We start from the raw sequence: 26184 nt of genomic DNA on the forward strand, positions 1-26184 counted from the left end.
CAGGGATGGCGGTAACCCAACAAGCTTGCCCACCTTTTTGTTCGTTACCTTGACTGGAGTGTCATTTTAGCGTGCTCAGCTTTTGAGGATATTTAGGGGCTTGGAGAGAACAGCGCTTTCAAGCCTCAGCCCCTACTTTTTGTACACTTTAGATACGACTATTTGGCTTTCAAGACTATAGGATTAAATAACTCTGATTATTAAATCCTATAAAAAGCTTTATTTTTAAATAAACTAAACATAAAATAGTATGTATATACATAATATGTAATACAGTACAAAATAATCACTAGAGGGTAATATGGCAAGAGGCGGCATTAATAAAGCCCTAGTTAAGCAGGCGCGTGAAGCGCTGATAGGCAAAGGGCAAAACCCATCAATAGATGCTGTTCGCGTGGCGCTGGGCAATACGGGTTCAAAATCAACTATTCATCGCTATCTGCGCGAACTCGAAGAAGAAAACGCCACAGTACTGGATAACCAAGCACGGCTGAGTCAGCCCATTCAAGAGCTTGTTGGGCAGCTAGCGTTACGCCTAAAAGAAGAGGCCCAAGCCGCTATAGAAGAAGATAAAAAGCACTACGACTTAAAAATTAGTACGCTTATGGCCAAAATCGAAGAGCAGCAAGGCATGATTACTCGCGCCAGCAAACAGGCCGCCAGTCAAGATGAGGCGTTGCGCAGCGCCTTAACACACATCGAGAACCATAAAGAAAATGAAGAAACCTTAAAGGCCAGCCTCGCCAAGGCGGCACAAAGCAACGCCAAGCTGCAAGCCATGCTAGAGGAAAAACAAAATCACATTCACTCGCTAGAAGAAAAACACCAACATAACCGCGAAGCGATGGCACACTACCGTCAATCGGTTAAAGAGCAGCGCGAGCAAGATCAGCGCCAACAAGAGCAATATACGCAGCAGCTCCATGCCGAAATTCGTACACTTAACCAAGTCGTTTCGCTTAAGCAAGCCGATATCACCCAACTCAATAAAGATAACGGGCGACTGGCCGCAGAGCGCGTCACAGCACAAAAAACAGAGCGCGAACGTGAAGCTGCCTACCTCAAAGCGCAGAGTTTACTCGACACTCAGTTATCAAAATGCCAAACCCTAGAGGGTCAGCTAGCCCAACTACGTACCCACACACATACGCAAAGTATCGAGATTAAAAAGCTCAAAGAGACCGTAACACCACTGCAAGCTTGGAAAGAAGACAAACAAATACATTTAGCAAAGCTAGAGGCCGAAGTAGCCGTTAAAACACAAATTGTCGAGCAACTCATTAGCGAGCGAGGTGAGAAAGACCAGCCACCATCGGCACACCCCACTTCTCAAAAGGCAGACACTCAGAAGACAAATAACTCAACGTAGAAAAAGTCATACACAGCATAGCGTACTGATATGTATGGTTTGGATGATCAATATACGCTTTTAACTGAGTACACAGGTCAATGGTGGTATGGCAAAAGCTATCGACCACTACACTTCAAAGCTAAAGCCTTGCTCGGCAAGTGCGGAATACACCGATTGATCAAAGCGGTACAAAGCGGCAGCGCGGTGTGCAACGTTTTGCTGCTTTTCGTTGCAATCAAAGAGTAGCTTCATATTCATCATTTTGCGGCGAAAGTTAGGCTTGTCGAGGCTGACACCTAAAATAGACTCATAGAGTTCTTGGAGCTGCAGTAAGGTGAATTTTTCGGGCAATAAGTTAAACCCTATCGGCTCATGGCGTACTTTATGACGCAATGATTTTAAGCCATGTGCAAAAATTTCACCGTGGTCATACACAAGCTCTGGCACATCGTGAATATCCCACCACTTAACCTGCGAGGCTGGGCCGCCAGCCGCTAGCTTATACTCTTCTTGTTTGACCAGCGCATAGTAAGCAATGGTAATGACACGCCCGCCAGGAAAACGGTCGGCGCGACCAAACGCCCGCAGCTGCTCTAAGAACAAATCCTGTGCGCCTGTTACATCTTGCAATATTCGTGAGGCTGCATTATCCAAATCCTCTAGTGCGCCGATATGCCCACCAGGCAATGCCCACTGCCCTTGTCGAATTCCGTCGCGATGCTGGGCAAGCAGTACATTGAGACGGCCATTATCCAAACCAAAGACCAAACAATCGATAGAGATATCTGGAAGACTGTTGATCTGTGGCGCTGGGCCACTAAGAGAGGTTATGTCATCCACGTAAAAACCCTTATTCTTTTAATTATTATTGATTGCGCCATCGCAATGGCACATATGCAGTTAGAGAGACTAACTTATATAATAGACCAAGTGATCACCACGCTGCCTAGTGCTGCAAAAAATGCATAACGAGCTGTGCAACATGCTCGGGCTTCTCGGCATGCAGCCAGTGCCCAACCCCGCTGACCAAGCGCAGCTTAGCTTTAGGGAAGCGCGCGGCAATCGCATCGCGATGCTGCTCTAAAATATAGTCCGACTTACCGCCTTTAATAAACAGCACATCTCCCTCATAAGGGGTCTCAGGCAGTGTATTGGCAGTAATCAGGTCAGGATAGCTAGCATAAATCACAGGTAAGTTCATGCGCCAACTAAACCCTTGTGCCTCTTTAACGAGGTTTTTCAGCAAAAAGCTGCGCACAGCCGGCTCGCTCACCTCCCGCTTGAGCTGGGTATCAGCATCGGTTCTCGAGACCAGCTGGGCGGGGTTAAGCGCGAGTAAGCCCTTGAAGACTTGCGTGTGGTGCGGTTCGTAATGAACGGGTGCAATATCAAGCACAACTAATTTTTGGCATTTCTCAGGGTGCTGTAATACCAGCTCCATGGCAACCTTCCCCCCCAATGAATGCCCCACAAAACTCGCGCTGGGCAAGCCTTGCGCTTCCATCCAGTCATTGACTTGGGCGGCCATTGAGCTAAGCGTCATAGTGGCGCCATGTGCTGAGCGGCCATGGTTAGGGAGGTCAATACTGTACACACAAAAGTGCTTGGCGAGTGCACGAGCTTGCGCGCCAAGGTTTTCCATAGAGCCGAACAAGCCATGTAGGATGACAACGGGCTCGCCCTGCCCTTGCTTTCGGAAATACAGCGGTTGTGGTTCTACATTCGTATCGTGAGCAGGCGTATCGTGAGCGGGCATAACTTAATCACTTCTAGGGCCGGGAATAGGAAACTGCACCATATTCGACTTTTCACCAGGCTTGATATCCATCACTTTTACAGCACCCTCGCTTTCAACTTCGTCAATACGAATGACCGAATGTGCAGGAATGTAAGAGCGGTTAACACCGGCAAACTCGTTTTTGAGTTTTTCTTCGCTCGGGTCCACTAGCAGCTGCGAGCGCTCACCAAACACAAACTCTTCTACTTCAATAAAACCGTACATTTCGCTTTGATAAATCGCGCGACAATACACTTCAAACACTTGATTTTGATTGTAAAAAACAACTTTATAGATGGGCGAACTGGCCATAAGTTTCTCAAATAATGCACATAACACAAGGTTTGAAGTACATCCAGCATACTGAATACACTTCAAACCCAAAAATCTTGCCCCACTAGATGGGGTATGAAATACAAAATACAACCGCACAGTAACAAGCTTATGCTGTAATGCCAACGCTTAAACGATGGCTAAAGCCGGTAATGAGTCTATAGAATACAAGGTCTAGGCTGCGACAAAAGCGATTAATTTGTGCCGTGGGATGCAAGCGTCAGTAAAGCGCGTATAATATGAGGCCATTTTGTAGCTTAAGCGTGCTGAGCGCGTTCGCTGATTCACGCAAAATCCGCAATGCCTTTAAGCTATTGTACGCATGTACAGCCCATTTTTTTATAAGCCCACTTTGAAGTCCGCTTCCAAGCCTAGCCCCAAGAGTTCGTATTTTATGTCTGATCAAACCACCGCATCGAAACCAACCAAAAAGCTGTTTATTCAAACCCACGGTTGCCAGATGAACGAATATGATTCATCACGTATGCGTGATTTGCTAGGCGAATCACACGAAATGGTTGCCACAGACAACCCCGAAGAAGCTGATGTTCTCTTAGTCAACACATGCTCGATCCGCGAAAAAGCCCAAGAAAAGCTTTTTCATCAACTGGGTCGCTGGAAGAACCTCAAAAAAACCAACCCCGACCTCATTATTGGTGTCGGCGGCTGTGTCGCTAGCCAAGAAGGTGAAGCTATTGCCGAGCGCGCACCGTTTGTTGATCTGGTATTCGGCCCGCAAACGTTGCATCGTTTACCTGAAATGATAGAAAAGAAGCCGCAAGCTAATGGCACGGTACTGGTTGATATTAGCTTTCCAGAAATTGAAAAGTTCGACAACTTACCACAACCTGCTGCCGAGGGTGCTAGTGCATTTGTCTCGGTCATGGAAGGCTGCTCTAAATACTGTACTTTTTGTGTTGTCCCGTATACTCGCGGCGAAGAAGTCAGTCGTCCAGCCACTGATGTCTTGCAAGAAGTCGCACATTTAGCCACTCAGGGCGTTCGCGAAGTCAACCTTCTCGGGCAGAACGTCAATGCATATCGTGGCGAGAGTCCCGATGGTATCGTTGACTTAGCCGAGCTCATTACCTTGGTTGCTAAAATCCCAGGCATTGACCGCATTCGCTTCACCACCTCGCATCCTGTTGAGTTTAGTGATAGCTTGATTAATGTTTATGCGGAAGTACCAGAGCTGGTTAGTCATATCCATCTACCGGTACAAAGTGGTTCTGACCGCATTCTTATGGCCATGAAGCGCGGCCATACAGCATTAGAATACAAATCTAAATTGCGCCGTATCAAGGCCTTGCGTCCTAATATGAGTTTTAGCTCAGATTTTATTATTGGCTTTCCTGGCGAAACCGAAAAGGACTTTGAAGCGACCATGAACTTGATTCAAGCGGTTGGCTTTGATAACTCTTTTAGCTTTATTTATAGCCCGCGCCCAGGTACGCCAGCGGCTAGCTACGAGGACGATACACCCGAAGCACTCAAAAAAGAGCGCCTACAAATTCTTCAACACCGTATTGTCCAGCAAGCACAAGATATTAGCCGAAAAATGGTTGGCAATACCGAGCGTGTTTTAGTGACAGGTTATTCTAAGAAAGACCCTGGCGAATTATCTGGTCGCACCGAAAATAATCGTGTCGTCAATTTTAAATGCGATCAGCCTGAATTAATCGGTAAATTTGCCGACGTTCTCATTGAGCAGGCACTGCCTAACTCGTTACGTGGTATTTTATTAGGTTCTGAATTAGACGATTAAGGATAGGCATGAACGCATCCAGCCCACAGCAACTCGCCGCGTTAGAAGCACAAAGCACGCTATTAGACACTCAGGGTTTATATTGTCCTGAACCCGTCATGATGCTTCACGGTGCGATTGCGAATGTGGCTATTGGGGGAGTGGTTAAAGTGATTGCCACTGACCCCTCAACACAACGAGATATTCCTAAATTTTGTGATTTTTTAGGTCATAAGCTCGCCGCCAGCGAAGCCACTGGCAGTACCTACACATTTTATATAAAGCGGTTAAACTAATACGTAAGCGCACTTTATATCACACAATAATAACTCACTGATAAGTACTGCAAATAAGTCATTATGAAAATCCCCAAAAGACTCCAACCTTTATACAACGATGGCTTAATTGACGAAGTTGTCAGCGCTTTAATGAGCGGAAAAGAAGCCTCTGTTTACGTCGTGCGTTGCGGGGACACTTTACGCGCGGCCAAAGTCTATAAAGATGCGGCAAAACGTAGCTTTAAAAAAGCCGTCACCTATCAAGAGGGGCGTAAAGTCCGCAATAGCCGGCGCCAACGCGCTATGGAAAAAGGCTCTAAATTTGGCCGCGATCAACAAGAAGAAGCTTGGCAAAGTGCCGAGTCCGATGCCTTGATTCGCTTAGCTAAAGCCGGTGTCCGCGTGCCTCAATCTTACGGTTGTTACGATGGCGTTTTATTGATGGACCTTGTGTCTATGGAAGACGGTAGCGTGGCGCCGCGTTTAAACGACGTGAGTATGAATGCCGATCAAGCGCGTGAAGATCATGCGGTAATGATGCAATACATTTTGCGTATGTTATGTGCGGGTATGGTGCACGGAGACTTATCTGAATTTAATGTTTTAGTCGATGACTACGGCCCTGTGATTATTGATCTTCCTCAGGCTGTTGATGCTGCCGCTAATAACAACGCACGTGCCATGTTTGATCGCGACGTGCTGAATATTACTGAATATTACGCACAGTTTGCGCCCGAACTTATCCATACCCGCTATGCCGATGAAATTTGGGCACTCTTTGAAGAGGGTGATTTAGACCCGGATTTTGCTCTGACAGGCATATTTGAAACCGAAGAGCAAGAGGCCAATGTTGACTCGGTGCTCCTCGAAATTAAAGCCGCCTTTGAAGAAGAACAAGAGCGACTTGAGCGTATTCGCGAAGCCGACGAGCCCGAATAAATTGCGTGTCGTTCACGGTGTCTTTTATAACGCAGATAAACAACTCCTAGGTTATCTCTATCTAGCTCTATTGCTATAGAGTACCGCCTGCTGCATAGTGATATACGGTAATGGTCAACCCTGAATAGTGATACACACCATGAAAGCCAAGCAAGTCGCCCCCAGTCCTATTTTTGACCAAGCGGAGTTTATGCCCAACCCGTTTGCGACTAAATTTTTTAATGTCCAGCCTTTTTTTGGTGATGATGCCATTGTTGAAGGCGCCCCTGAAGATTATGAATACGCGCTGAAATTTTTATGCAGCTATTTGGGCAGTAGTGCAACTTTTAATGCCTACCGGCGCGAATTAGAACGGATTTTGCAGTGGGCTTGGTTTATCGAACAGCGCAGCGTCATTCACCTAAAACGTGAACACATTGCCGCTTACATTGATTTCAACCGTGCGCCACCCGAGGCTTGGATAGGCACTAAAAATGTTGCGCGATTTTTAAAACGCAATGGAACGCGTATCAAAAACCCAGCATGGCGGCCTTTTGTAGCCAGTCTTTCGAAAGTACAAACCACTATGGGGCAAACCCCCACCGCTGCCGATTATTCGCTTTCACAATCGGCAGTGCGGGCTAGTTTTTCTATTCTATCGTCGTTTTATAATTTTTTAACGCAAGAGGGTCTGACCGACGCAAACCCAGTTAACTTGATTCGTCAAAAAAGCCAATTTTTGCAACGCGAGCAGCGCGCAGCGCCCGTGCGCCGAATCACTAATTTACAGTGGAGCTATGTGATTGATTTAGCGCGTGAACTTGCTGAAGAAAACCCCGCTAAATATGAACGTTCATTGTTTATTATTTGCTGCTTAATGGGCATGTATTTACGTATTTCTGAGTTAGTCGCTGATGAGCGTGCAACACCGGTAATGGGCGACTTCAAGCGTGATAGGGATGGCAACTGGTGGTTTTATGTGACCGGTAAAGGCAATAAAAATCGCATGATCGCTGTATCCGATGAAGTCATGGATGCTCTTAAGCGCTATCGCGTTTACCGCGGCTTGCCTGCGTTGCCAAGCCAAGGAGAAACAACCCCATTAGTCTCTAAAGTCGGCCGCAAAGGCGCCATTACCAGTACCCGTCAAATTCGTACTCTGGTGCAAGAACTCTTTGACTTAGCCTTCCACAAAATGCATGCAGAAAATATGGGTAACGATGCCGAAGATCTACGCGCAGCGACCGTCCACTGGCTCCGACACACGGGGATTAGTGAAGATGTCAAAGTACGCCCACGCGAACATGTTCGCGATGATGCCGGCCATGCCACTATGGCGACTACCGATAAATACATAGATAGCGATCTGCGCGAGCGCCATCTATCGGGTAAAAAGAAGCACTTTTTTAGTCATTAAAAAAGGCTGCCCCTTAAAAAGGGACAGCCTTTATAGACTATCTATTCGTATCGCTACCAACAGCGCTGACACGTTATATTGATAACTATTGGCTTACCAATGGAATACGCAAACTTTTTTGCCGTCGATTAAGCAGATAACGCTTAGCTTCAACACCCGACTGACTATAGACCTCAGTGCTGTATTCACCCCATAAATCTTGGAAAAAACCAGCCTCAATCCAAACCGTGTGAACCTCATTTACCGGCCATTGTTGATACACCCAAAAATAAGGGCCTTCCACTTCTTGGCCAACATACGTTAGATCGATCGGTGCCCCGCCTTCTGTGATTGACAGTTTAAAATGCTTAGCCACATACTGACCTAAGAGCTGTTGATGTTTAGGGTTAAGCAAAAGATCGCCGTGATCTTTTAACAGATGATTAAGGTAATGCTCTGCGTCATGCGAATGAAACCGGTGCATCACTTCTAAATTACCTGTTATAGCATTAACGGTGATGTGGGTCGTTGAGACTTGCTGTTTATGTGCGTGTGCAGGTATTACCCAGCACACGCACAGCAGGACCATTAGGCTCCAAGGAGCCTTCAAATATTGCTTCAACATTATTTCATACGCTGCTTAACTTTAGGGTCTTCTTTTTCTGTTGTGATATCGTGCATGATATCGCGATAAACAGGATCGACACTTTTCTCGGCTTTAAAGGCTTCAATACGCGAAGGAATAATGCGACGTGGGTAGTGGTTATTTTCAACATCAACATCCGCGGTTTCCCATTGAGGATCGACGACAAAAGATTCTACTTCTTTATCACTCACAATTAACTTGCTGACCTTCCAAGGTGAACGACGCCATATTTCAGCAGGGATGTGCAGCATTTCTTTTTTACCACCTCGATAATTAATTTCTAACAAAATAGGCATGACCAAACCGCCTAGGTTAGAGAAATCGAGTACGTAATAATGCTTATCTTCTTTGATCGCACGTTCAAGCGCCTTACGCTCGTTATCTTCAAGATCGGCTAAAAACTGCTGGTACGCATTGCGTTCTTTATTAGTGGGAGTAAAGCGATCATTCTCATCATAAAAGTCGCGTACATCTTTATTCAATTCAACCCAAGTTTTGCGCTTTTCTGCACGGTTACGCTGCTCAAATAATGGCGTTGGCTTAATTGCATGATCTTCGCGGTCACGCTTAAAATCGATATCGGGGTTTTCAGTATCAAGGCGCAGTTTATAAACCCGATCGATGCTGATATCAACGTGATCGGTGGTATAAAACCAGCCATGCCAAAACCAATCTAAATCCACACCCGAGGCCTCTTCCATCGTACGGAAAAAATCAGCCGGTGTAGGGCGCTTAAATTTCCAACGACGCGAGTACTCTTTAAATGCAAAATCAAAGCGTTCACGCCCTAACACCACTTCACGTAAAATATTCAATGCCGCGGCAGGCTTGGTATAGGCGTTTGGCCCCAACATTAAAACACTATCACTTTGAGTCATAATAGGTACTTGCACATCAGACTTCATATACCAAGTGATATCACGCGGTTCGACGCCCCAAGGGATTGTTGGATCCCATTCACGCCCCGCCACACCGTCTAAAAAGCTATTAATGCCTTCATCCATCCATGTCCATTGGCGCTCATCAGAGTTGACGGTCATAGGAAAGTAAATATGACCAATTTCATGAATCACAACACCGATTAAGAAGCGCTTTTCGGCTTGAGTATACGTACGTGAGCCATCTTCTTGCCAAGTCGTGCGTGGACCGTTAAACGTAATCATGGGGTATTCCATACCACCAACTGGTCCGTTGACACTTTGCGCAACAGGATACGGATAATCAAACGAAAAGCGCGAATATACCGCTAAAGTATGCGCAACTGCTTCGGTTGAATATTTGCGCCACAGCTCGCCGCCTTCTTTCGGGAAAAAAGACATCGCCATAACCAAGGGGGCCTCTGCACTGTTGGGCTGGGCAACGCCTTTGGCATCCCACATAAACTTACGTGATGAAGCCCACGCAAAATCGCGTACATTTTTAGCGACAAATTGCCATGTTTTTGTTTCTTTAGTGCCTTCTTTTTCGTTCTCTAAAGCCTCTTCGGCTGTCACCACAAAGACAGGGCGCTTAGCGGTTTTAGCTTTTTCGAGTCGCTCGCGCTGCGTTTTTGTGAGCACAGCGTTCGCATTTTGAAGCTCACCAGTAGAAGATACAATGTGATCAGCCGGTACCGTGATGTTGACTTCATAGTCACCAAACTCCAGTGTGAACTCACCGCGACCTAAAAATTCTTTGTTATGCCACGCTTCGTAGTCTGAGTAGGCTTGTAAGCGAGGGAACCATTGTGCTAACAAAAAAATGTCATTGCCGCCTTTACGGGCATCATTCGGAAAATGCTCATAACCGGCACGTGCCGATACAGCATCTTCTTCAATAATGTTATAGGCGTATTCGATATTAAACGATAGCTGTCCTTTCGAGCCTAGCGGCTGAGGTAAATCGATACGCATTTGGCTGCCCGCTATGACAAAGGGTAGCGCCGTGCCATCGCTAGCGCTGACATTGAGAATATCGTAACCAACTTGATGATCGGCTAGCCATTGCTGACGCTCAAGTTCACCAAAGCTAATACCCGCTTTTACGCCGTCTTCCATACTACGGGTACTGGGGCCTCGACGGCCAATACCGCCAAATTCAACGCTTCGCTCAGCCATTGAGTCTTCTTTAAAACGGTTTTGCTCTAGCTGCAACCACAAGTAGCGCAGCGTATACGGCGAATTATTTGTGTAGGTAACTTGTTGATCGGCTTTAAGTCGACGTTTGCGTTCATCCAACGTGACATTAATGCGGTAATCAACCTTTTGTTGCCAATACTGATCGCCTGGCTCACCGGCCGCATTGCGGTATTGGTTTGGGGTGGGGAGCACTTCTTCAAGCTGTCTAAACTTATCAACGAAATCCCCTTTTGTTTGCTGGACAGACGATGCGGTGGCATGCGATGCGACGACCGCCATAGGCACAAGCCACATGAGGCATATTGATCGATATAAAAACGACATTAACATTGATTCTCCAGAGGTAGCTCCCCATGCATGAGGAGGTTAAAAATTGAAGTTTGAAATACCCTGTCTTCGTGAGGTATTAAATGACCATATCGGGTGGCTGGCTATTATAGCCTATCGATACGAATTTGCGTGTTGCTGCCTGTCATCAATATATTTGATAACTAAAAACTGCCTAACGAGTACATCGTGCTAATAATGATCGATAAGCACACTCGTCATACTTAATGACGCTGCCCTGCCCTGCATTGTATTACAGGGCAGCGGCTAAGGCTAAAAGCGGTGCTCCGAATCTACTGCGTACTTAAAACAGCCGTAGTGACACTCGATAGCTGACGCAAAGTGACATGATATAACGAGATATCGCCTTGATCCTTTTCTTGGCGGTGATGCTCTTGCTGTAATTCGTTTAACCAGCTATGCCATTGCTGTAGTGCACTGTCGGGGATCAATGCTTGTATTGTATCAAGGATATCATCGGGTTTTTGGATGTCATCAAAATGCTTCACAATCACTTCCGCCATATACCGTAGTTGTAATTCAATATCTTCGAGCAAGGTTTCCCTTGCCATGGCTTGCCATGGCGAGTGTACAGGCATCTCTGAGACCGCACCGGCAAACTCTCGAATGCGCAATAAATTATGCAGGCCATAAAAAATTTGAGCGCACAATGCCGGGGCTGCATGTGTATTTTGTTGAATCGCTGCCACACCTAGACCGGCGAATAGATTATCAGGCATAGCAATAATTGTTGCCCAGTGATGATTTAAACCCAATTGAATGTAGTCATCAAATCGCTGCTGCCACGCTGATTTTAATTCACCGGCAAGTGCCAGCTCAATAGTACTTGCCACCTCGGATAATAAGGGCTTGAAACAGGCAATATGCTCTTGTGTGGTTTTATGTTTATCGCCGTTGCGTAAAAACCAACGGACACCTCGGCGTATGCGCCGGACCATTTTGGTTTTTAAATCGTAAATTCGGCTTTCGGGCATGGCGTTGCATTGCTCAACCATGTATTCATTAAATGTGTTCAGGTCAAACACTTCACGCGCAACCACATAAGCAGTAAATACCTCTTCCAGCGGTGTATTGGTATCCGATAAAAAGCGATAAGCCGCTGTAATTCCCAAATTATTAATAAAATCATTGGCGAGCTGTGTACTGACGACTTCATTTAATAGTCGATGATTGAGGACATCTTCACTAAAGCGCTCGCCCGCACCTTGCGGGAAAGCCCAAAACGCCATCGCTCGAATTGTAGGATCATTAGCTAATTGCGTTTTGGCTAATGCGGCTTTGAGCATGACTTTGGCATAGCTTAATAATACGGCAAGTTCTGGCCGGGTGAGGTTGTCCCCATTATCATAGCGCTTGGCTAAAATATGATCGGCCGGTAAAAACTCTAACTTGCGATTTAACCCCGCATGCTTTTCTAAATACCCCATCAATTTACGGTACTCGCCAGCGCGTTTAGCCACTTGGCGTTCGGCTAGGCTTAAGCATTCGGTCTGTGCAAAGTTATGAGCAAGTACTAAACGACTAATTTCATTCGTGTATTCTTTGAGTAAGGCATTGCGCTGCTTTTCGGTTAAATCACCACGCTCGATAACCGCTTGTAGTAATATCTTCAAGTTAACTTCATGATCTGAGCAATCCACCCCCGCAGCATTGTCAATGAAATCGGTATTACAGGCACCGCCAGCTTGGCAAAACTCAATACGCCCAAGCTGGGTCATGCCTAAGTTACCGCCTTCACCAAACACCTTACAACGCAACTCCTTACCATTAACACGCAAACTATCACTGGCTTTATCACCCACATCGGCATGACTTTCGTGGCTGCTTTTTACGTAAGTGCCTATACCGCCGTTCCAAATTAGATCAACAGGTGCCTTGATAATAGCGGTAATCAACTCATTCGGTGTCAATTTGTTTGCGGCAATATCAAAGCAGCGCTTAATCTCGTCATTTAGAGTAATCGTTTTGGCTGATCGAGAAAAAACGCCACCGCCTTTGGAAATCAATTTCTTATTATAATCTTCCCACGTGCTGCCAGGCGTATTAAATAGTCGCTGACGCTCAATAAAACTGGAGTCGGCTTCGGGTGTAGGATCAATAAAAATATGCATGTGATTAAAGGCCGCCACCAATTTAAGTTTAGTGGACAGCAACATACCGTTACCAAACACATCGCCCGCCATATCCCCAATACCGACCACGCGAATACTGTCATTTTGAATGTCGACACCTTTTTCACGGAAGTGACGCTGCACCGAAATCCACGCGCCCTTGGCTGTAATGCCCATCGCTTTATGGTCATAGCCTTGGCTGCCACCCGAAGCAAAGCCATCACCGAGCCAATGACCGTATTCGAGTGAAATTTTGTTCGCAATATCCGAAAAAGTGGCAGTGCCTTTATCAGCGGCAACCACTAAATATGGGTCATCACCATCAATACATACTACATTATCTGGTTTAATGGTCTCCCCTTCTATTAGGTTATCAGTCACGCTCAGTAAGCCGCGAATAAATTGCTGATAACAAGCAATACCTTCGTCTTGCATTTGTTGGCGAGTTGTAAAATGATGTAAATGTTTGGCTACAAAACCACCTTTTGCCCCGCTGGGAACAATCACGGAATTTTTGACAGCCTGAGCTTTTACCAAACCTAAAACTTCTGTACGGTAGTCGTTTAAGCGATCAGACCAGCGCAAGCCTCCGCGAGCAACCATACTGGTACGCAAGTGTACGCCTTCAACACGGGTAGAGTAGACAAAGATTTCAAATTTAGGCTTAGGTGCAGGAATGTCATCCATTAACTCAGGCGATAGCTTTAACACAACGCTATCAGGACAAGCACGCGGGCCCGTCAACTGGAAAAAGTTTGTTCTCAATGTCGCTCTAAAGCCACTAATAAAGCGCTGGAACACACGGTCATCATCTAAACTATTCACTGCATCTAAAGACTCACAGATATCAGCTAGCCTTTGATTACTGGCATCATGATTCGCATGATCGTGAGTGTATAAGGCGGGATCAAAGCGCGCATAAAACCAATCAATCAGCGAAGCAGTGATATCGCCATGGCGCAATAAAGCCGCAGCAATAACGTCATTATCTAAAGGGAATAGTGTCTGTTTAAAATATGCCGAATAAGCGCGTAAAATCACAACATCTCGCCAAGCAATGCCTGCACCTAGCACTAAGCGATTAAAGCCATCATTATCAATAACGCCTTCCCATGCGGCTTCAAAAGCTTCACTAAAGCGTTTTTTAAAGGCGTTATCAATATCACCATGACGGTGCAGCAGCTCAAGGCTAAAGTCATGTAACCAATAGGTTTCATCATCTAATGTGAGCGCAAAAGGGTTTTCGCCCAGTACACGGACTCCTAAATTTTCTAGGATAGGAATAATATCTGATAATGCTAAGGGCGTTTTGGCATTAACCACTTTAAAGCGCAGTTGATTATCTTGCCCTCCTTGTGGTTTAAAGACATGCATGGCAATTTTACCGCTATTGGCAACCTGCTCAAAAAGCTCGATGTCGCCAACAGCCGCTCGGGCATCATAGGCATCTTGGTAAGCCACCGATAGCGCCGAGCCATAACGCCTAAATAGTGGTAAGCCTAGCTTATCGCCCTTGGCTTCGATTAATGCCGTTTCGAGATGCTCTTGCCAACCGGTAGCAATCGTGTTGATTTGATGTTGTAAATCGCCCACATCAATTTCATCGGCGAGATTGAGTAACTCACCTTCAGGCAATTTAAATACGCAGTAAGCACGCGCTAATACCGACTCCGAAAAGAAAGTAGTCGACTCGACAGCTTCACTGTGAATGGCCTTAGAGATTATATTTTCGATTTTAATACGAACACGGGTGTTGTACATATCTCGTGGCACATACACAATTGCCGTGACAAAGCGGCCATAAGGATTAGCACGCATAAAAAGACGCACTTTCTTACGCTCATTAATTTGGCAAATCCCCAGTAACGTTTCCGTTAGCTCTTCGCTAGAAGCTTGAAATAACTCATCACGCGGAAAGCCTTCAACAACCCGGCGTAGCGTTCTAAAAGCATAACTATTTTTCGCCAAACCACTCGCTTTATTGACCACTTTGAGCTTTTGTCGAATCCAAGGAATAGTGGTGGGCGCTGTTTGACTAACGGCATAAGTAAAAAAGCCCAGTAAGTGCCCTTCGCCGATGCAATGATTTTGCTCATCAAATAACTTTATCACAATACAGTCGGGGTAGACTGCGCGATGTATTTTGGCAAGTGTCGCTGATTTAGTAAAAACAAGGATGTCCTTACAGACTTCACCAATACAATGTAAGGGAATTAATGCTTGAGATGTAGCATCTTGGGCATGCACTTTACGCTTGCGGCACAAACCAAGACCCGTCTTTGCCGTTGCGGCTGTCGCTAACGTCTTACCTTTTGTTTTAGCAGGCTCATAACGAAATTCACGATACCCTAAATAAGTGAAATTAGAAGCCTCTAACCACTTTAATAGCGCAGCGGCTTCATTGGCCTCGTCGGTACCTAAGCCTTGTAGTTGTATTTGTAAGGCTTGTGTTTTTTCGAGTAACTTGGGGTAGTCCTCTACAACATGTTGCAATTCTAGCGCTGTTGCATGAACACGCTCTTTAACTGCCGCACTTTCGTCATCGGTTAATAAGCCTAGCTCAGCATAAATGATCGCAAACGCTTTATCTGATTGAGGGGGAGTAATCACGCAACTGGCTAACAAGTGCAATGCAATACCCAATTCGTTTAACGCTATTCTCAGCGTATCAACAAGAAATGGACTGTCAGGTAATGCCCAGTGTAATACTGTGCGATGGCAAGCCCAACCCTCTTCTTCAACATTAGGCACTTTGAGCTGTAATACCGGTTTATTGGCATCGGCATTAATAGCCTGAAGGCTAAGCCACAAACCGTATAAGCAATGCGCATGATCCTCTGCTCTGCGGTCATCAAGCTCAGACTGAGGCCACGCTTGCCATAACTTACTGATAAATGCTTTTAGTGTCGTCGTATCCTCGATCGTATAGTGCTGGGTGATACAAGTGATAACATCATCAAAAAGTTGTTTATGCTGCTGGGTGATAGAGTGGGGCTTTTGATGAGCCGCTATAACATTACCCATGTTTATTCTCCTAACCGACTTATTATTTTTCTGACTTATGTTAGCCAATAGGGTCTTAAATACGACCTACTGGCATTGAATATTGTGCGAAATGCGCTGTTATGCGGAGTATTGAATTTACTCCCGCAACCCCCACATAAGGCCGTAGCAGCAGGCTAAGGCTTTTTATCTTCTTAATATACACATTTAGATTTGAGCCGTCATTGATCACAATCGTGATTGTCTCAATACCGTGTATTTTAAGCATAGCCAATAAGGCATCATCGATGATGAGAGACTTCAATCTGCGGAACTCACATCATCATTGCGAGTCTAGTGCCTCCCGCTGGGAATGCACTGGGCTCATCGCAGCCATAGCTCGCACACAAAACATACACGGCTCACCTACACTAGGATTGCAACACCATGTCTGAGACTCAAACTGCCATTAACGCCCTGAAAACTTGGTTAAATCATCAAATTGTTGGTCAGCCACAATTGGTTGATCGGTTACTCATAGCCTTATTGGCCGATGGGCACTTGTTAGTTGAAGGGGCGCCAGGATTAGCCAAAACAAAAGCCATTAATAGTCTAGCCAAAGGCCTAGAGGCTGAATTTCACCGGGTACAATTCACCCCCGACTTACTGCCCTCTGATGTGACCGGTACCGACATTTACCGCCCTGAAACAGGCGAGTTTAACTTTCAACCTGGGCCGATATTTCACAACCTCGTCCTCGCCGATGAAATTAACCGCGCACCGGCCAAAGTCCAATCGGCGCTTTTAGAAGCCATGGCTGAACGACAAATTAGTGTCGGTAAGTCCACCTACTCATTGCCCGAACTTTTTTTGGTGATGGCCACACAAAACCCCATTGAGCAAGAAGGCACTTACCCGCTGCCCGAGGCACAACTGGATCGCTTTTTAATGCATGTCCGTGTGGGATATCCTGATATAGCCGCAGAGCGTGAGATACTACGCCTTAACCGCAATGAAGCGCGCAAAGACCCTATCGCTCAGCCAACAGAGGTGACGCAGCAGCAATTATTTGATGCCCGCGATGAAGCGCTTGCGTTGTATATGGCCGATAACGTCGAGGAGTATTTAGTGCAGCTAGTAGGCGCCACGCGCAATCCCGGCGCCTATGATGCAACCTTGGCCAAACACATTGAATTTGGCGTGAGTCCACGCGCCACCATTAGTCTCGATCGCTGCGCCCGTGCTCACGCTTGGCTAGAGGGCCAAGACTACGTTAGCCCCGATAATGTACAAGCGGTGATTCACGATGTTTTTCGTCATCGCTTATTGCTCAGCTTTGAAGCAGAAGCCGCCGGTATCACGCCCGACGATATTATTCATCAGTTACTCGCATTGGTGCCGGTCGCTTAGGCCGGAGCGCTATTATGGAACCGAACAATCCTATCAACGCTTTTTTAGATACCAGTAATCACCTCACTTACTGCCAAGCGGATGATTTATTTAGCCTGCGCATGCTGGGTCAAAGATTACAATTAGGACAAACGCGCAATAGCCATGCCATTATGGCTGGCAACGTGCGCACACGCTATCGCGGTCGCGGTATGAGTTTTGCTGAAGTGCGCCCCTATCAAGCCGGTGATGATATCCGTACCATTGACTGGCGAGTCACCGCGCGCACTCAAAAACCCCATACAAAATTGTTTGAAGAAGAACGCGAGCGTCCGATCTTTATTATGGTCGATATGCGCTCTTCGATGTTTTTTGGTAGCCAGCATCAATTTAAGTGCGTGTACGCCGCACGCATTGCTGCAGCTATTGCTTGGGCGGCATGCCATGCCGGCGATCGCATTGGCGCCATGATTTTAAGTGACCATGGCGAGTGGGATCTGCGCCCTAAACGTGGGAAAAATGCTGTATTAGCCTTTATTCATGCATTGGTTGACGCTAATCAGCAATTGAGTAACCCCGCGACTCGCACGGGCCGCTCACTCGCGCAGTTTCTTGAAGATGCCAAACGTATTATTAAACCCGGCGCTATGGCCTATTTGATTTCTGATGGCCATGACCCACAAAATATTCGAGCTCCCCTATGCACACTGGCTCGCCATACCGATGTAAATTTTTTTAAGGTTTACGACCCGCTAGAGGCGTCCTTGCCAACCAAAGGTTTACTGACTATTGGAGATGGTCATGCTCGTACCACAATCAATAGCCGACACGTGCACCAGTCGTTTACTCAACACTTTAACCAGCAACAGCAAGCGCTCAAACAGGCATTAAATCAAGCCATGAGCACAGGCATTAACGCACCTGTCAATGATGACCTTGAAGGCTTACTCCTCGACGTCTTAGGTTACCGCGCCAACGCTTTATCGAAATCAAGGGGGAAGATATGACTAACGCCACGCCAGCGGCCAGCGGATTAGACCCACAGATGCAAGCGCAGATACAAGCGCAAATGGCCGATATTATTGAGCCTGCGGCCATTGGCCATTGGCCAATAGCCTGGGGGTGGTGGTTATTAATCGCAGCTATTATCGCCCTGCTCAGTATTGTGCTGATCGCAATGATTCAACGTTACCGACACAACCGCTACCGCCGCTTTGCGCTGAACGCACTGCAAGACATTTCGAAGAAAACACCGATCAACGCCCAACAACAAGCCCAACAACTTATGCAACTGAGTAAACAAGTAGGGTTGCACGCCTACCCCAGTCATCGGCACAGTATTGCGACAGCCCATGGTGAGCAATGGCTGCAATGGCTCAATACAACCACTGCTAGGCCGTTATTCGCTGATCAGCACGCACAACAATGGCAGCGTAATCTTTATGCGCCTGTCAGCGCTCAAGCCTCTGCCGATACGGTACTCATAACGCGAATGCAACAATGGATCAAAGATCATTACAGTGAACGCGGTCTTGATAAAATCAACATGAAAAAAAGCCATCATGCAGGGGCTCAATATGTTTGAATTATCGTACCCGCTCATATTATTGCTATTACCGCTCCCTATTGCCGTCTATCTTTGGGCACCAAAGGTGACACAACAACACGCCGCACTGAAAGTGCCGTTTTATCACACTTTAGTTAATATCAGTGGCGCGGCTATCTCCTCTAACGGGCGCAGTCTCTTACAAAAAGCGCTTGCCCTTGCGTTGTGGGTCATGCTCGTTATCGCTGGCGCCAAACCCCAATGGATTGGCGAACCCATTCCACTCCAAAATGAAGGCCGCGATATCATGCTCGCCGTTGATTTATCAGGCAGTATGAAAGCAGCCGATATGGAATATAACGGCAAGCTATTGCCGCGTGTTCATGTTGTAAAGAGTGTGGTTGCCGATTTTGTAGAGCAGCGCCATGGCGACCGCTTAGGATTAATCTTATTTGGCGACAGTGCTTATCTGCAAGCGCCACTCACCTTTGATCGCAATACTGTCAAACAGCTTTTAGAAGAAGCTTTTTTAGGTATGGCCGGTAACGCAACCGCCATTGGCGATGCCATTGCTTTAGGCATAAAGCGCTTAAAAGATCGACCAGATGCAGCACGTGTTCTTATCTTACTGACCGATGGCGAAAATACAGCCGGTGAAACACACCCCTTAAAGGCCGCAGAATTAGCCGCTATTGCAGGGGTTAAAATTCATACGATTGGTGTTGCCAGTGATTTACTGATCGACGATGGCTTTGGGTTTTTCTCTCGCAGTAAAAAAGCTTCGGCCGATCTCGACGAGAACACACTGCAAACAATTGCAGATAAAACCGGCGGCCAATACTTTCGAGCACGCGACACACAAGGTTTAGCCGCCATTTACGCCGCCTTAAATGAAATTGAACCTATCGAGCAAGACGAGCGTGTCTATCGCCCGGTTCAAAGCTTAATGCACTGGCCTTTAGCTATCGCATTACTGCTCAGTATTGTCTTAGCACTATTGAGGTTAGGTTTTGGGCACGCCATCAAATCAAAATCGAGCTCAACTAACACAACGCACACAGGAGGGCATGCCTAATGGACACTTTTATCGATGCGTTTCATTTTTTGCGCCCTTGGTGGCTATTGGCATTACTACCGGTAGCCGGCTTACTCGGCTTGCTCTGGCGCAGTCATTACAGTAGCCAGCAATGGCTTAAACATATATCACCGGCGTTATTACCCACACTGTTGCAAGGTGGTGTTCAGCGCAGCAATGGATTGCTACTAGCGGCTATCGCGTTTTGCTGGCTGGCTAGTTGCTTAGCCTTAGCTGGGCCAGTATGGCAAAAGCAACCTTCTCCGGTTGTTCAAAATACAGATGCGTTAGTCATTGCTTGGGACTTGTCACCTTCGATGATGGCTGAAGATATTAGCCCATCGCGTTTGGTTCGCTCGCGCTTAAAAATTATTGACCTACTCAAAGCCAGGCCCGACGGTCAAACCGCCCTAATTGCATTTAGTGGTGAAGCCTACACCGTGACGCCACTGACCGACGATAGTCAAACCATTATTAACTTATTACCTGCTTTAGCGCCCAATACGTTACCCAGCCTAGGGAGCAATCCCGAAATGGCTTACAGCCAAGCCGCCGAGTTATTAACTCAAGCCGGTATTGCGAAAGGGCAAATATTAATGATCACCGATGAAATCACAACCGATGCACTTGCCACACTCAAAGAATTAGTCGCTGCAAGCAGTCATAAACTCACGCTTTGGGGGTTAGGTACTGCCGATGGTGCCCCTGTACCTTGGGGCAAAGAAGGTTTTGCACGAGACAACAGCGGCGCTATTGCCATGGCCAAGTTAAATGAGGACGAACTGCGCGCGTTTGCAGTCGAAACTCATAGCTACTATGTGCCTATGGTCAGTGATGGGTCCGATATCAACGCCTTGCAAAGTCTGATCAACAATGCCAACGCGCATGACACACAAAGCGAAGAAAGCACAGAACAGCTTTTTGACCAGTGGGTAGAGCATGGTCATTGGCTTATTTGGGCCTGCCTACCTTTGCTGTTAATAGGATTTAGGCGTGGTTGGTTATTGGGTGTCGCCATAATAGTACTCCCCTACAGCGCAATAAGTCCCCCACTGGCTCAGGCTGACCCTTTTAAAACAGATGATCAAGCGGGCTTTGACGCTTATCAAAAACACGATTACGATAAAGCCGCAAAGCACTTTAAAGACCCTCATTGGCAAGCAACCGCCCAATACCGAAATGGTAACTACGCTGAAGCGGCCAAAATATTTAGCCAGCAAAATACCGTAGAAGCTAAATTTAACCAAGGTAATGCCGAGTTATTGCAAGGCCACTTTGAGCAAGCTATTACAGCCTATGATAACGCTCTCGCTAGTGGAGCTGATTTAGACAGTAGCCAGCGAGAGGCCATCCAAAAAAATAAGCAAATCGCTGAGCAATTGAAAAAGCAAAAACAAGAACAGCAAAAAGAGCAAGACGGCGACTCGGACGAAAAGGACGACAAAGAGCAAGGCGGTGAAAAGCAAGATAGCGAGCAAAAACAACAAGGCGATGAGTCATCGGAGGATACATCATCGGACTCACAGCAAAATCAACAAGATCCCTCGGATCAAGACCCCTCTGAAGAACAAAACCCGCAACAAACAGAGCAAGAGGGTAGCTCATCCTCTGCCGGTGCGAGTGCGGGCAAAGACGCCTCCGAAGGTGCGAGTTCAAGTGCTGACACTGATCAAAGTCGTCAAGGTCAAGCAAGCTCTGATCAAGGGAGTTCTGCTCAAAACAGCTCTCAAAGCGCTGCTGAAATATCAAAAACCGAAGAGCCCATAACTGAGGAACAACAAATGCTCGAGACACTTTTACGCAAAGTGCCCGATGACCCCTCTGGGCTATTGCGCGCAAAATTCCAACAAAAGTATCGCCAACGCCAACAAGAGTTGCGCCGCGGTGGTCGTTTTGACGAAACACAAAAAGCAGAAAAACGATGGTAGGAATAACAGTAGGAACAATAACGATGGCCAGCAAAACAATGAAAACCACCCTACAAGTATGTTTAGCTGTAGTGTTTAGCATCGCTTGGCTGCATACTGCGCAGGCAGCCGAGCGCCTAAGCGTGCAAGCTGACCGCAGCACCATTGCTGAAAACGAAACCTTAACATTAACGGTTAAGTATCAAAATGGCCGCAGTAAAAGCGCGCCTGACTTTAGCCGCCTAAAAGATAATTTTGATATTTTGGGGAATAATCAATCAAGTCAATACATCAACACCAATGGGCAAGTCACGAGTGTTGTGCAGTGGACACTGACACTAGCCCCTAAACAAGCCGGCAAAATCCTTATTCCGCCTCTTAGCTTGGGGCAAGCTCAAAGCCAGCCTATTAACATTAGCGTTCATAAAGCGAAAGCACTGCCCAAAGGCAGCCAAGTGGTTTTTTTAGAAACCCATGTCAGCACCGATCAAGCGTATGTACAAGAAGAGTTTATCGTTGTACTCAAGCTTTTCTTTAGAGAAAACATCGTCGACTTTGATGCCGAACCCTTCACCATAAAAGGCGCCAGTTTCGAAGAATTACCGCGCGCGCAGTATCAAAAAAATATTGGCCACGCCACCTATAACGTTTTAGAAATGCGTTTTGCGGTCACAGCCAATGCCAGCGGTACATTAGACGCCCCTAGCTTTTTATGGAATTTACGCAGCTCAAGTGCGCCGGCCAATCGTTTTGGTATGAGCTCAGGACGCACAACTTTACACCGCTTACGTACCGACCCCTTTACCATCACCGTCAAGCCTCGCCCCGACAGCTACCCCGCCAGTAAGCCTTGGCTACCAGCTAAAATGCTCACACTCAGCGAAAAATGGAGTGAGCAAGCCCCACAATTTACCGTAGGCGAACCCGTAACCCGCACAATTACCTTAACCGCGCGTGGCCTCACGGGTGAGCAATTACCCCCTATCGCCGACGCCATCAACAGTGATGATTTTAAGTTCTACCCCGATCAACCTAAAATCACCAGCGATACCGATGACCAAGGCAAGCTGGGCGCTCGCAGTGAAAGCATGGCTGTCATCCCGACCCGTGCAGGGACACTCACACTGCCAGCAGTTGAAATATCGTGGTGGGACACACAAAGTGACAGCTTACAAGTGGCGACACTACCGGCCAAAACCATCACGGTCAAAGCAGCAACCGCCAAGCCCGAACAGAGCTTATCTGCGGTACTACCTACCACTGAAATCCCCACAATGGCACAAACAGCCGACAACACGCAGCCACAAGTGATCTATCAAACAAGCGCGGGTTACTGGCCTTGGTTATGTGCCGCGTTAATAATATTGAATATCGTGCAAGCACTAGTGTGGATTTTATGGTTCAAAAAACGTCCGCACGCTGAACAACAAGCAGCCAATAACATACCCTCACAACCCTCGTTAACACCCGCTATTACAGCGGCTAATAATAATGATGCTAAAGGGTGTCATCACGCGTTAAACCAATGGCTCTACCGCCACACTCAAACAGCCGGTACGTACAATGCTCAGCCATGCAATGTTCAGCAGTATTTTGCCAAAACAAACGCCGATAGCGCTTTGCTCAGTGAACTCAAGCAGCTTGATGGCGCACTGTTTAAACCCGCCAATAGCCCTTGGGTGGGTAAAGCGCTGGCCAACGCGTTAACGCAATACAGCCAAAAAGCGGCAACGAATACAAAAGAGCAGCCTTTAGCCGCGCTGTATCCGGCATAAGCCCTGTGCGAGGGGGTGGCGAGTTAACAAAGCCTCCGCGCAAAACCTTCGTAAGAACAAAGACTAGCCACACAAGCGGGCTGCCCGTAAAATGACAGCCTTTTGACTCGATAGGCGCAATACCGCGCCACTCTAGGACACCTCTATGCGCTTTACCTCGCTTACTCTTTTACTCTCGGCTTTTTTACTGAGCGCTTGCGGCAGTGATAGCAGCAATAATAATGACGATGCCTCATCAAGCTCAAGCAGCGCTCAATCGAGCACGCCTTCAATCACTAATGGCGAGCCTAACGATGTCGCTTATGCCCCCAATGAATTTTTACATGCATTCACCTTTGTTGATGATGAAGCGAATAATCGCTGGTTAATCGCTGACACAACACAAGGCGTTATCGCCGTCGATAAAACCAGCAAAGCCGTCACAATTTTAACGCCTCTAGCCAATGACGATAACACCTCACCCTTGCAATCCATCAATGATTTAGTGTTAGACACTCAAAACAACACTCTGTATATGCTTGATCTTTCTGGTGAGCAAATTGTGAGTACCGACGCCCTGAGCGGTATGACATCGGTTGTTGCCAAAAAAGAAGATTTTTCGGTTGAAGAGGGTTTTGATTGGGGCAAGCCTAGCAGTCTATTCTTTGACCAAGCGAACGAACGTTTATTAATTGCTGACGCCTTTGGGCTTAAGTATGTTGTCACCAATGATGAAGGCGATGAAATAGCCTTAACGGGCTTGAGTACTTTTATTTACACACCCAATACTGGTGCCATCAGTGTAATGGCTGCAGCAAATACTCTCGCCAATCCATTAGCGCCTAATATAGAAGTAAAAGATATTTATTTTGATAGCAGTCAAAATACTCTTTATGCATCAAGTACATTAAGAATCGTCAATCAAAATAGTGATGGTAGTATTGCCACTAATTATTATTACCACATGCTAAAAATTGATACCTTAAGTCAAGAAGCATCAACGATTTACACCAATACTAAGAGTATCAATAATGATCAGAGTGCGTATAACCTAGCCGACACGAGTGCGCATAGCCTAGCTTACGATAGTGCGGGCAAGCAATTATTTATAGTGAATAATAATAAGGAAATCATCACACTAGATATCGCACAGATAGAGGATGAAGACAGTACGGTTGCAGAGAGTATTTTAAGGGTACTGTCTTCTGATGATCAAGATTACCCCATCACTAAAGCCAGTCATATCGCACTCAATAGTGCAGGCGAACTTTTAGTGCTTGACGCAAAAGATAGCTCTTTATTTATTTTGGATTACGATATCACAAACAAGCCAGAAGACGATACATCGGCCGCTAGAACATTGCTTGTAAGCGGTCGGCCTATTACACCTGGCTATGCGACTAGGCCGCAAACTATTCAAGACCTTGGTATCAACCCTGAAACGCAAGAGCTTCTGATTACCGATGCTAGCGCTGAACAAAAAAATGCCCTCACCTATTCCAGTATGAGTAAAAACTTTACGCCCTTTGCGCTTGAAGTTGATATATCGAATGTTACCCCTCAGATTCTTACCCTGGAAGAAGACCAGATACTTAATCTTGAGCTTAAACCCAAACCCTTATTTGTCGCACAAGAGCCTACAACAGGTGATCTTGTTATCTTGGTTTCGCGCTTCGCACAAGCCACTAGCGATGAGCAAGTTTATAATGTCTATAACTTCGCTCTTTATCGCCGTAAAGCCGGTGCAACCAAAGCGCTACCGATTTCTCTTGTTGAAGATGATAATGGGAATATGAGGCTTCACAATTTCGCCTTTAATGTTTTAGATACTCAAAAAATAGCGCTCAGTAATGATGGTGTATATTTTGGTGGCCAAAACTATATTGTACGTGATCGTTTTAACAACGCTATTTCTATCGGTGACATTGTTTTTTGGAACGAAAAAGAACAAGGGCTAGAAACCATTACCAATGGATCACCCTATAGCCCGCAAAATTTAAGGGGGCTAGTCTACGACGCCACCAATAAACGTATTCTGTTTATTGATGCTGGCCAAGATGCTTTAATTGCCGTTGCCGAAGATGACGAGCGCACTTTCACGGTGATTTCTGGCCGCGCGAATACAGATAGTCCTGCCATGACTCTACCCTCAGGTCTCGCGTTAAACTCTGAGACCCAAACCGCGTATACCTTTGACAACCATGTGCGCGCGGTAATTAGTATCGACTTAGCCACAGGAAAAAGAACCCGTATTGACAGCGAACCCAACTATATTCGCCGTGCCAGTAAAATCAGCTTATCAACCGATGGGCAAACGCTGCATATTGTCGATGATTCGACTAGCCGCATTATTGCGCTCGATCTTGGTAGCGGTGAGCAACGCTGGATAGATCAGTAAAACATCCGAAAAGTCGTAAAAAAAGCCTCCGGCCCTGTCAAGAGCCGGAGGCTTTTTTATATCTCATAATTAAAAATGACAGCGAGGCACAAAATCAAATGATATTTTATAAGG

The 26184-nt window shown here is 46.4% G+C and carries 18 protein-coding genes; 12 read left to right on the forward strand and 6 right to left on the reverse strand.

The features are described from left to right. Positions 1-301 precede the first annotated feature (301 nt). Entirely contained in the window at positions 302-1369 is a 1068-nt protein-coding gene (locus AC438_RS13570) for a DNA-binding protein (protein ID WP_053981810.1), read from the forward strand. A gap of 108 nt (positions 1370-1477) precedes the next feature. Here the strand turns inward: AC438_RS13570 and AC438_RS13575 are convergent, their stop codons facing one another. The 3 genes from AC438_RS13575 to AC438_RS13585 form a co-directional block, all read right to left on the reverse strand. Further along, positions 1478-2191 carry an NUDIX hydrolase gene (locus tag AC438_RS13575; protein WP_202904767.1) on the reverse strand — a complete coding sequence of 238 codons (714 nt, stop codon included), beginning with the start codon at positions 2189-2191 and terminating at the stop codon, positions 1478-1480. Between the two features lie 106 nt (positions 2192-2297). Beyond that, a complete protein-coding gene (locus tag AC438_RS13580) occupies positions 2298-3107 on the reverse strand; it encodes an alpha/beta fold hydrolase (RefSeq protein ID WP_053981811.1) in 810 nt (269 codons plus the stop codon). Positions 3108-3110: 3 nt separating this feature from the next. Continuing rightward, a complete protein-coding gene (locus AC438_RS13585) occupies positions 3111-3440 on the reverse strand; it encodes a DUF1820 family protein (protein WP_172676684.1) in 330 nt (109 codons plus the stop codon). A gap of 415 nt (positions 3441-3855) precedes the next feature. On the opposite strand from AC438_RS13585, the gene miaB reads away from it, so the two are divergent. The 4 genes from miaB to AC438_RS13605 all read left to right on the forward strand — a co-directional run bounded on the left by miaB (position 3856) and on the right by AC438_RS13605 (position 7818). Next, positions 3856-5226, forward strand: a complete 1371-nt coding sequence (miaB, locus tag AC438_RS13590; RefSeq protein WP_053981827.1) for a tRNA (N6-isopentenyl adenosine(37)-C2)-methylthiotransferase MiaB — start codon at positions 3856-3858, stop codon at positions 5224-5226. Between the two features lie 8 nt (positions 5227-5234). After that, the gene (gene tusA, locus AC438_RS13595) at positions 5235-5501 is read left to right on the forward strand and encodes a sulfurtransferase TusA (protein ID WP_053981812.1); all 267 of its coding nucleotides are present in this window, start codon (positions 5235-5237) and stop codon (positions 5499-5501) included. Positions 5502-5564: 63 nt separating this feature from the next. After that, a complete protein-coding gene (locus AC438_RS13600) occupies positions 5565-6422 on the forward strand; it encodes a PA4780 family RIO1-like protein kinase (protein WP_053981813.1) in 858 nt (285 codons plus the stop codon). Positions 6423-6561: 139 nt separating this feature from the next. Continuing rightward, positions 6562-7818, forward strand: a complete 1257-nt coding sequence (locus AC438_RS13605; RefSeq protein ID WP_053981814.1) for a tyrosine-type recombinase/integrase — start codon at positions 6562-6564, stop codon at positions 7816-7818. An 85-nt stretch (positions 7819-7903) separates the two neighbouring features. On the opposite strand, the gene AC438_RS13610 is transcribed toward AC438_RS13605, so the two are convergent. The 3 genes from AC438_RS13610 to AC438_RS13620 form a co-directional block, all read right to left on the reverse strand. Next, entirely contained in the window at positions 7904-8422 is a 519-nt protein-coding gene (locus tag AC438_RS13610; protein WP_053981815.1) for a DUF6702 family protein, read from the reverse strand. Then, positions 8422-10839: a M1 family metallopeptidase gene (locus AC438_RS13615; protein WP_202904768.1), complete on the reverse strand. Its 2418-nt coding sequence runs from the start codon at positions 10837-10839 to the stop codon at positions 8422-8424. The genes AC438_RS13610 and AC438_RS13615 overlap by 1 nt, the downstream gene beginning before the upstream one ends. A gap of 341 nt (positions 10840-11180) precedes the next feature. Next, positions 11181-16043 carry an NAD-glutamate dehydrogenase gene (locus tag AC438_RS13620; RefSeq protein WP_053981816.1) on the reverse strand — a complete coding sequence of 1621 codons (4863 nt, stop codon included), beginning with the start codon at positions 16041-16043 and terminating at the stop codon, positions 11181-11183. A gap of 405 nt (positions 16044-16448) precedes the next feature. On the opposite strand from AC438_RS13620, the gene AC438_RS13625 reads away from it, so the two are divergent. The 7 genes from AC438_RS13625 (at position 16449) to AC438_RS13655 (ending at position 26070) form a co-directional block, all read left to right on the forward strand. Continuing rightward, positions 16449-17411 carry an AAA family ATPase gene (locus tag AC438_RS13625; RefSeq protein WP_053981817.1) on the forward strand — a complete coding sequence of 321 codons (963 nt, stop codon included), beginning with the start codon at positions 16449-16451 and terminating at the stop codon, positions 17409-17411. A gap of 14 nt (positions 17412-17425) precedes the next feature. Continuing rightward, positions 17426-18397, forward strand: coding sequence for a DUF58 domain-containing protein (locus AC438_RS13630; RefSeq protein ID WP_053981818.1), 972 nt, complete (start codon positions 17426-17428; stop codon positions 18395-18397). Continuing rightward, the gene (locus tag AC438_RS13635; RefSeq protein ID WP_053981819.1) at positions 18394-18975 is read left to right on the forward strand and encodes a DUF4381 domain-containing protein; all 582 of its coding nucleotides are present in this window, start codon (positions 18394-18396) and stop codon (positions 18973-18975) included. Before AC438_RS13630 ends, AC438_RS13635 begins: the two co-directional genes overlap by 4 nt. After that, the gene (locus AC438_RS13640) at positions 18968-20011 is read left to right on the forward strand and encodes a vWA domain-containing protein (protein ID WP_053981820.1); all 1044 of its coding nucleotides are present in this window, start codon (positions 18968-18970) and stop codon (positions 20009-20011) included. The genes AC438_RS13635 and AC438_RS13640 overlap by 8 nt, the downstream gene beginning before the upstream one ends. Continuing rightward, complete coding sequence (locus AC438_RS13645) at positions 20011-21939, forward strand: vWA domain-containing protein (RefSeq protein ID WP_053981821.1); 1929 nt, start codon at positions 20011-20013, stop codon at positions 21937-21939. Before AC438_RS13640 ends, AC438_RS13645 begins: the two co-directional genes overlap by 1 nt. 23 nt (positions 21940-21962) lie before the next feature. After that, positions 21963-23693 (forward strand): BatD family protein, encoded by a 1731-nt coding sequence (locus AC438_RS13650; protein ID WP_053981822.1) that lies wholly within the window; start codon positions 21963-21965, stop codon positions 23691-23693. A 145-nt stretch (positions 23694-23838) separates the two neighbouring features. Next, on the forward strand, positions 23839-26070 hold the full coding sequence (locus AC438_RS13655) for a PQQ-binding-like beta-propeller repeat protein (RefSeq protein WP_053981823.1): 2232 nt from the start codon (positions 23839-23841) through the stop codon (positions 26068-26070). The last annotated feature ends 114 nt before the right edge of the window (positions 26071-26184 follow it).

The organism is Marinagarivorans algicola (assembly GCF_001292705.1).
Classification (GTDB): Bacteria; Pseudomonadota; Gammaproteobacteria; order Pseudomonadales; family Cellvibrionaceae; genus Marinagarivorans; species Marinagarivorans algicola.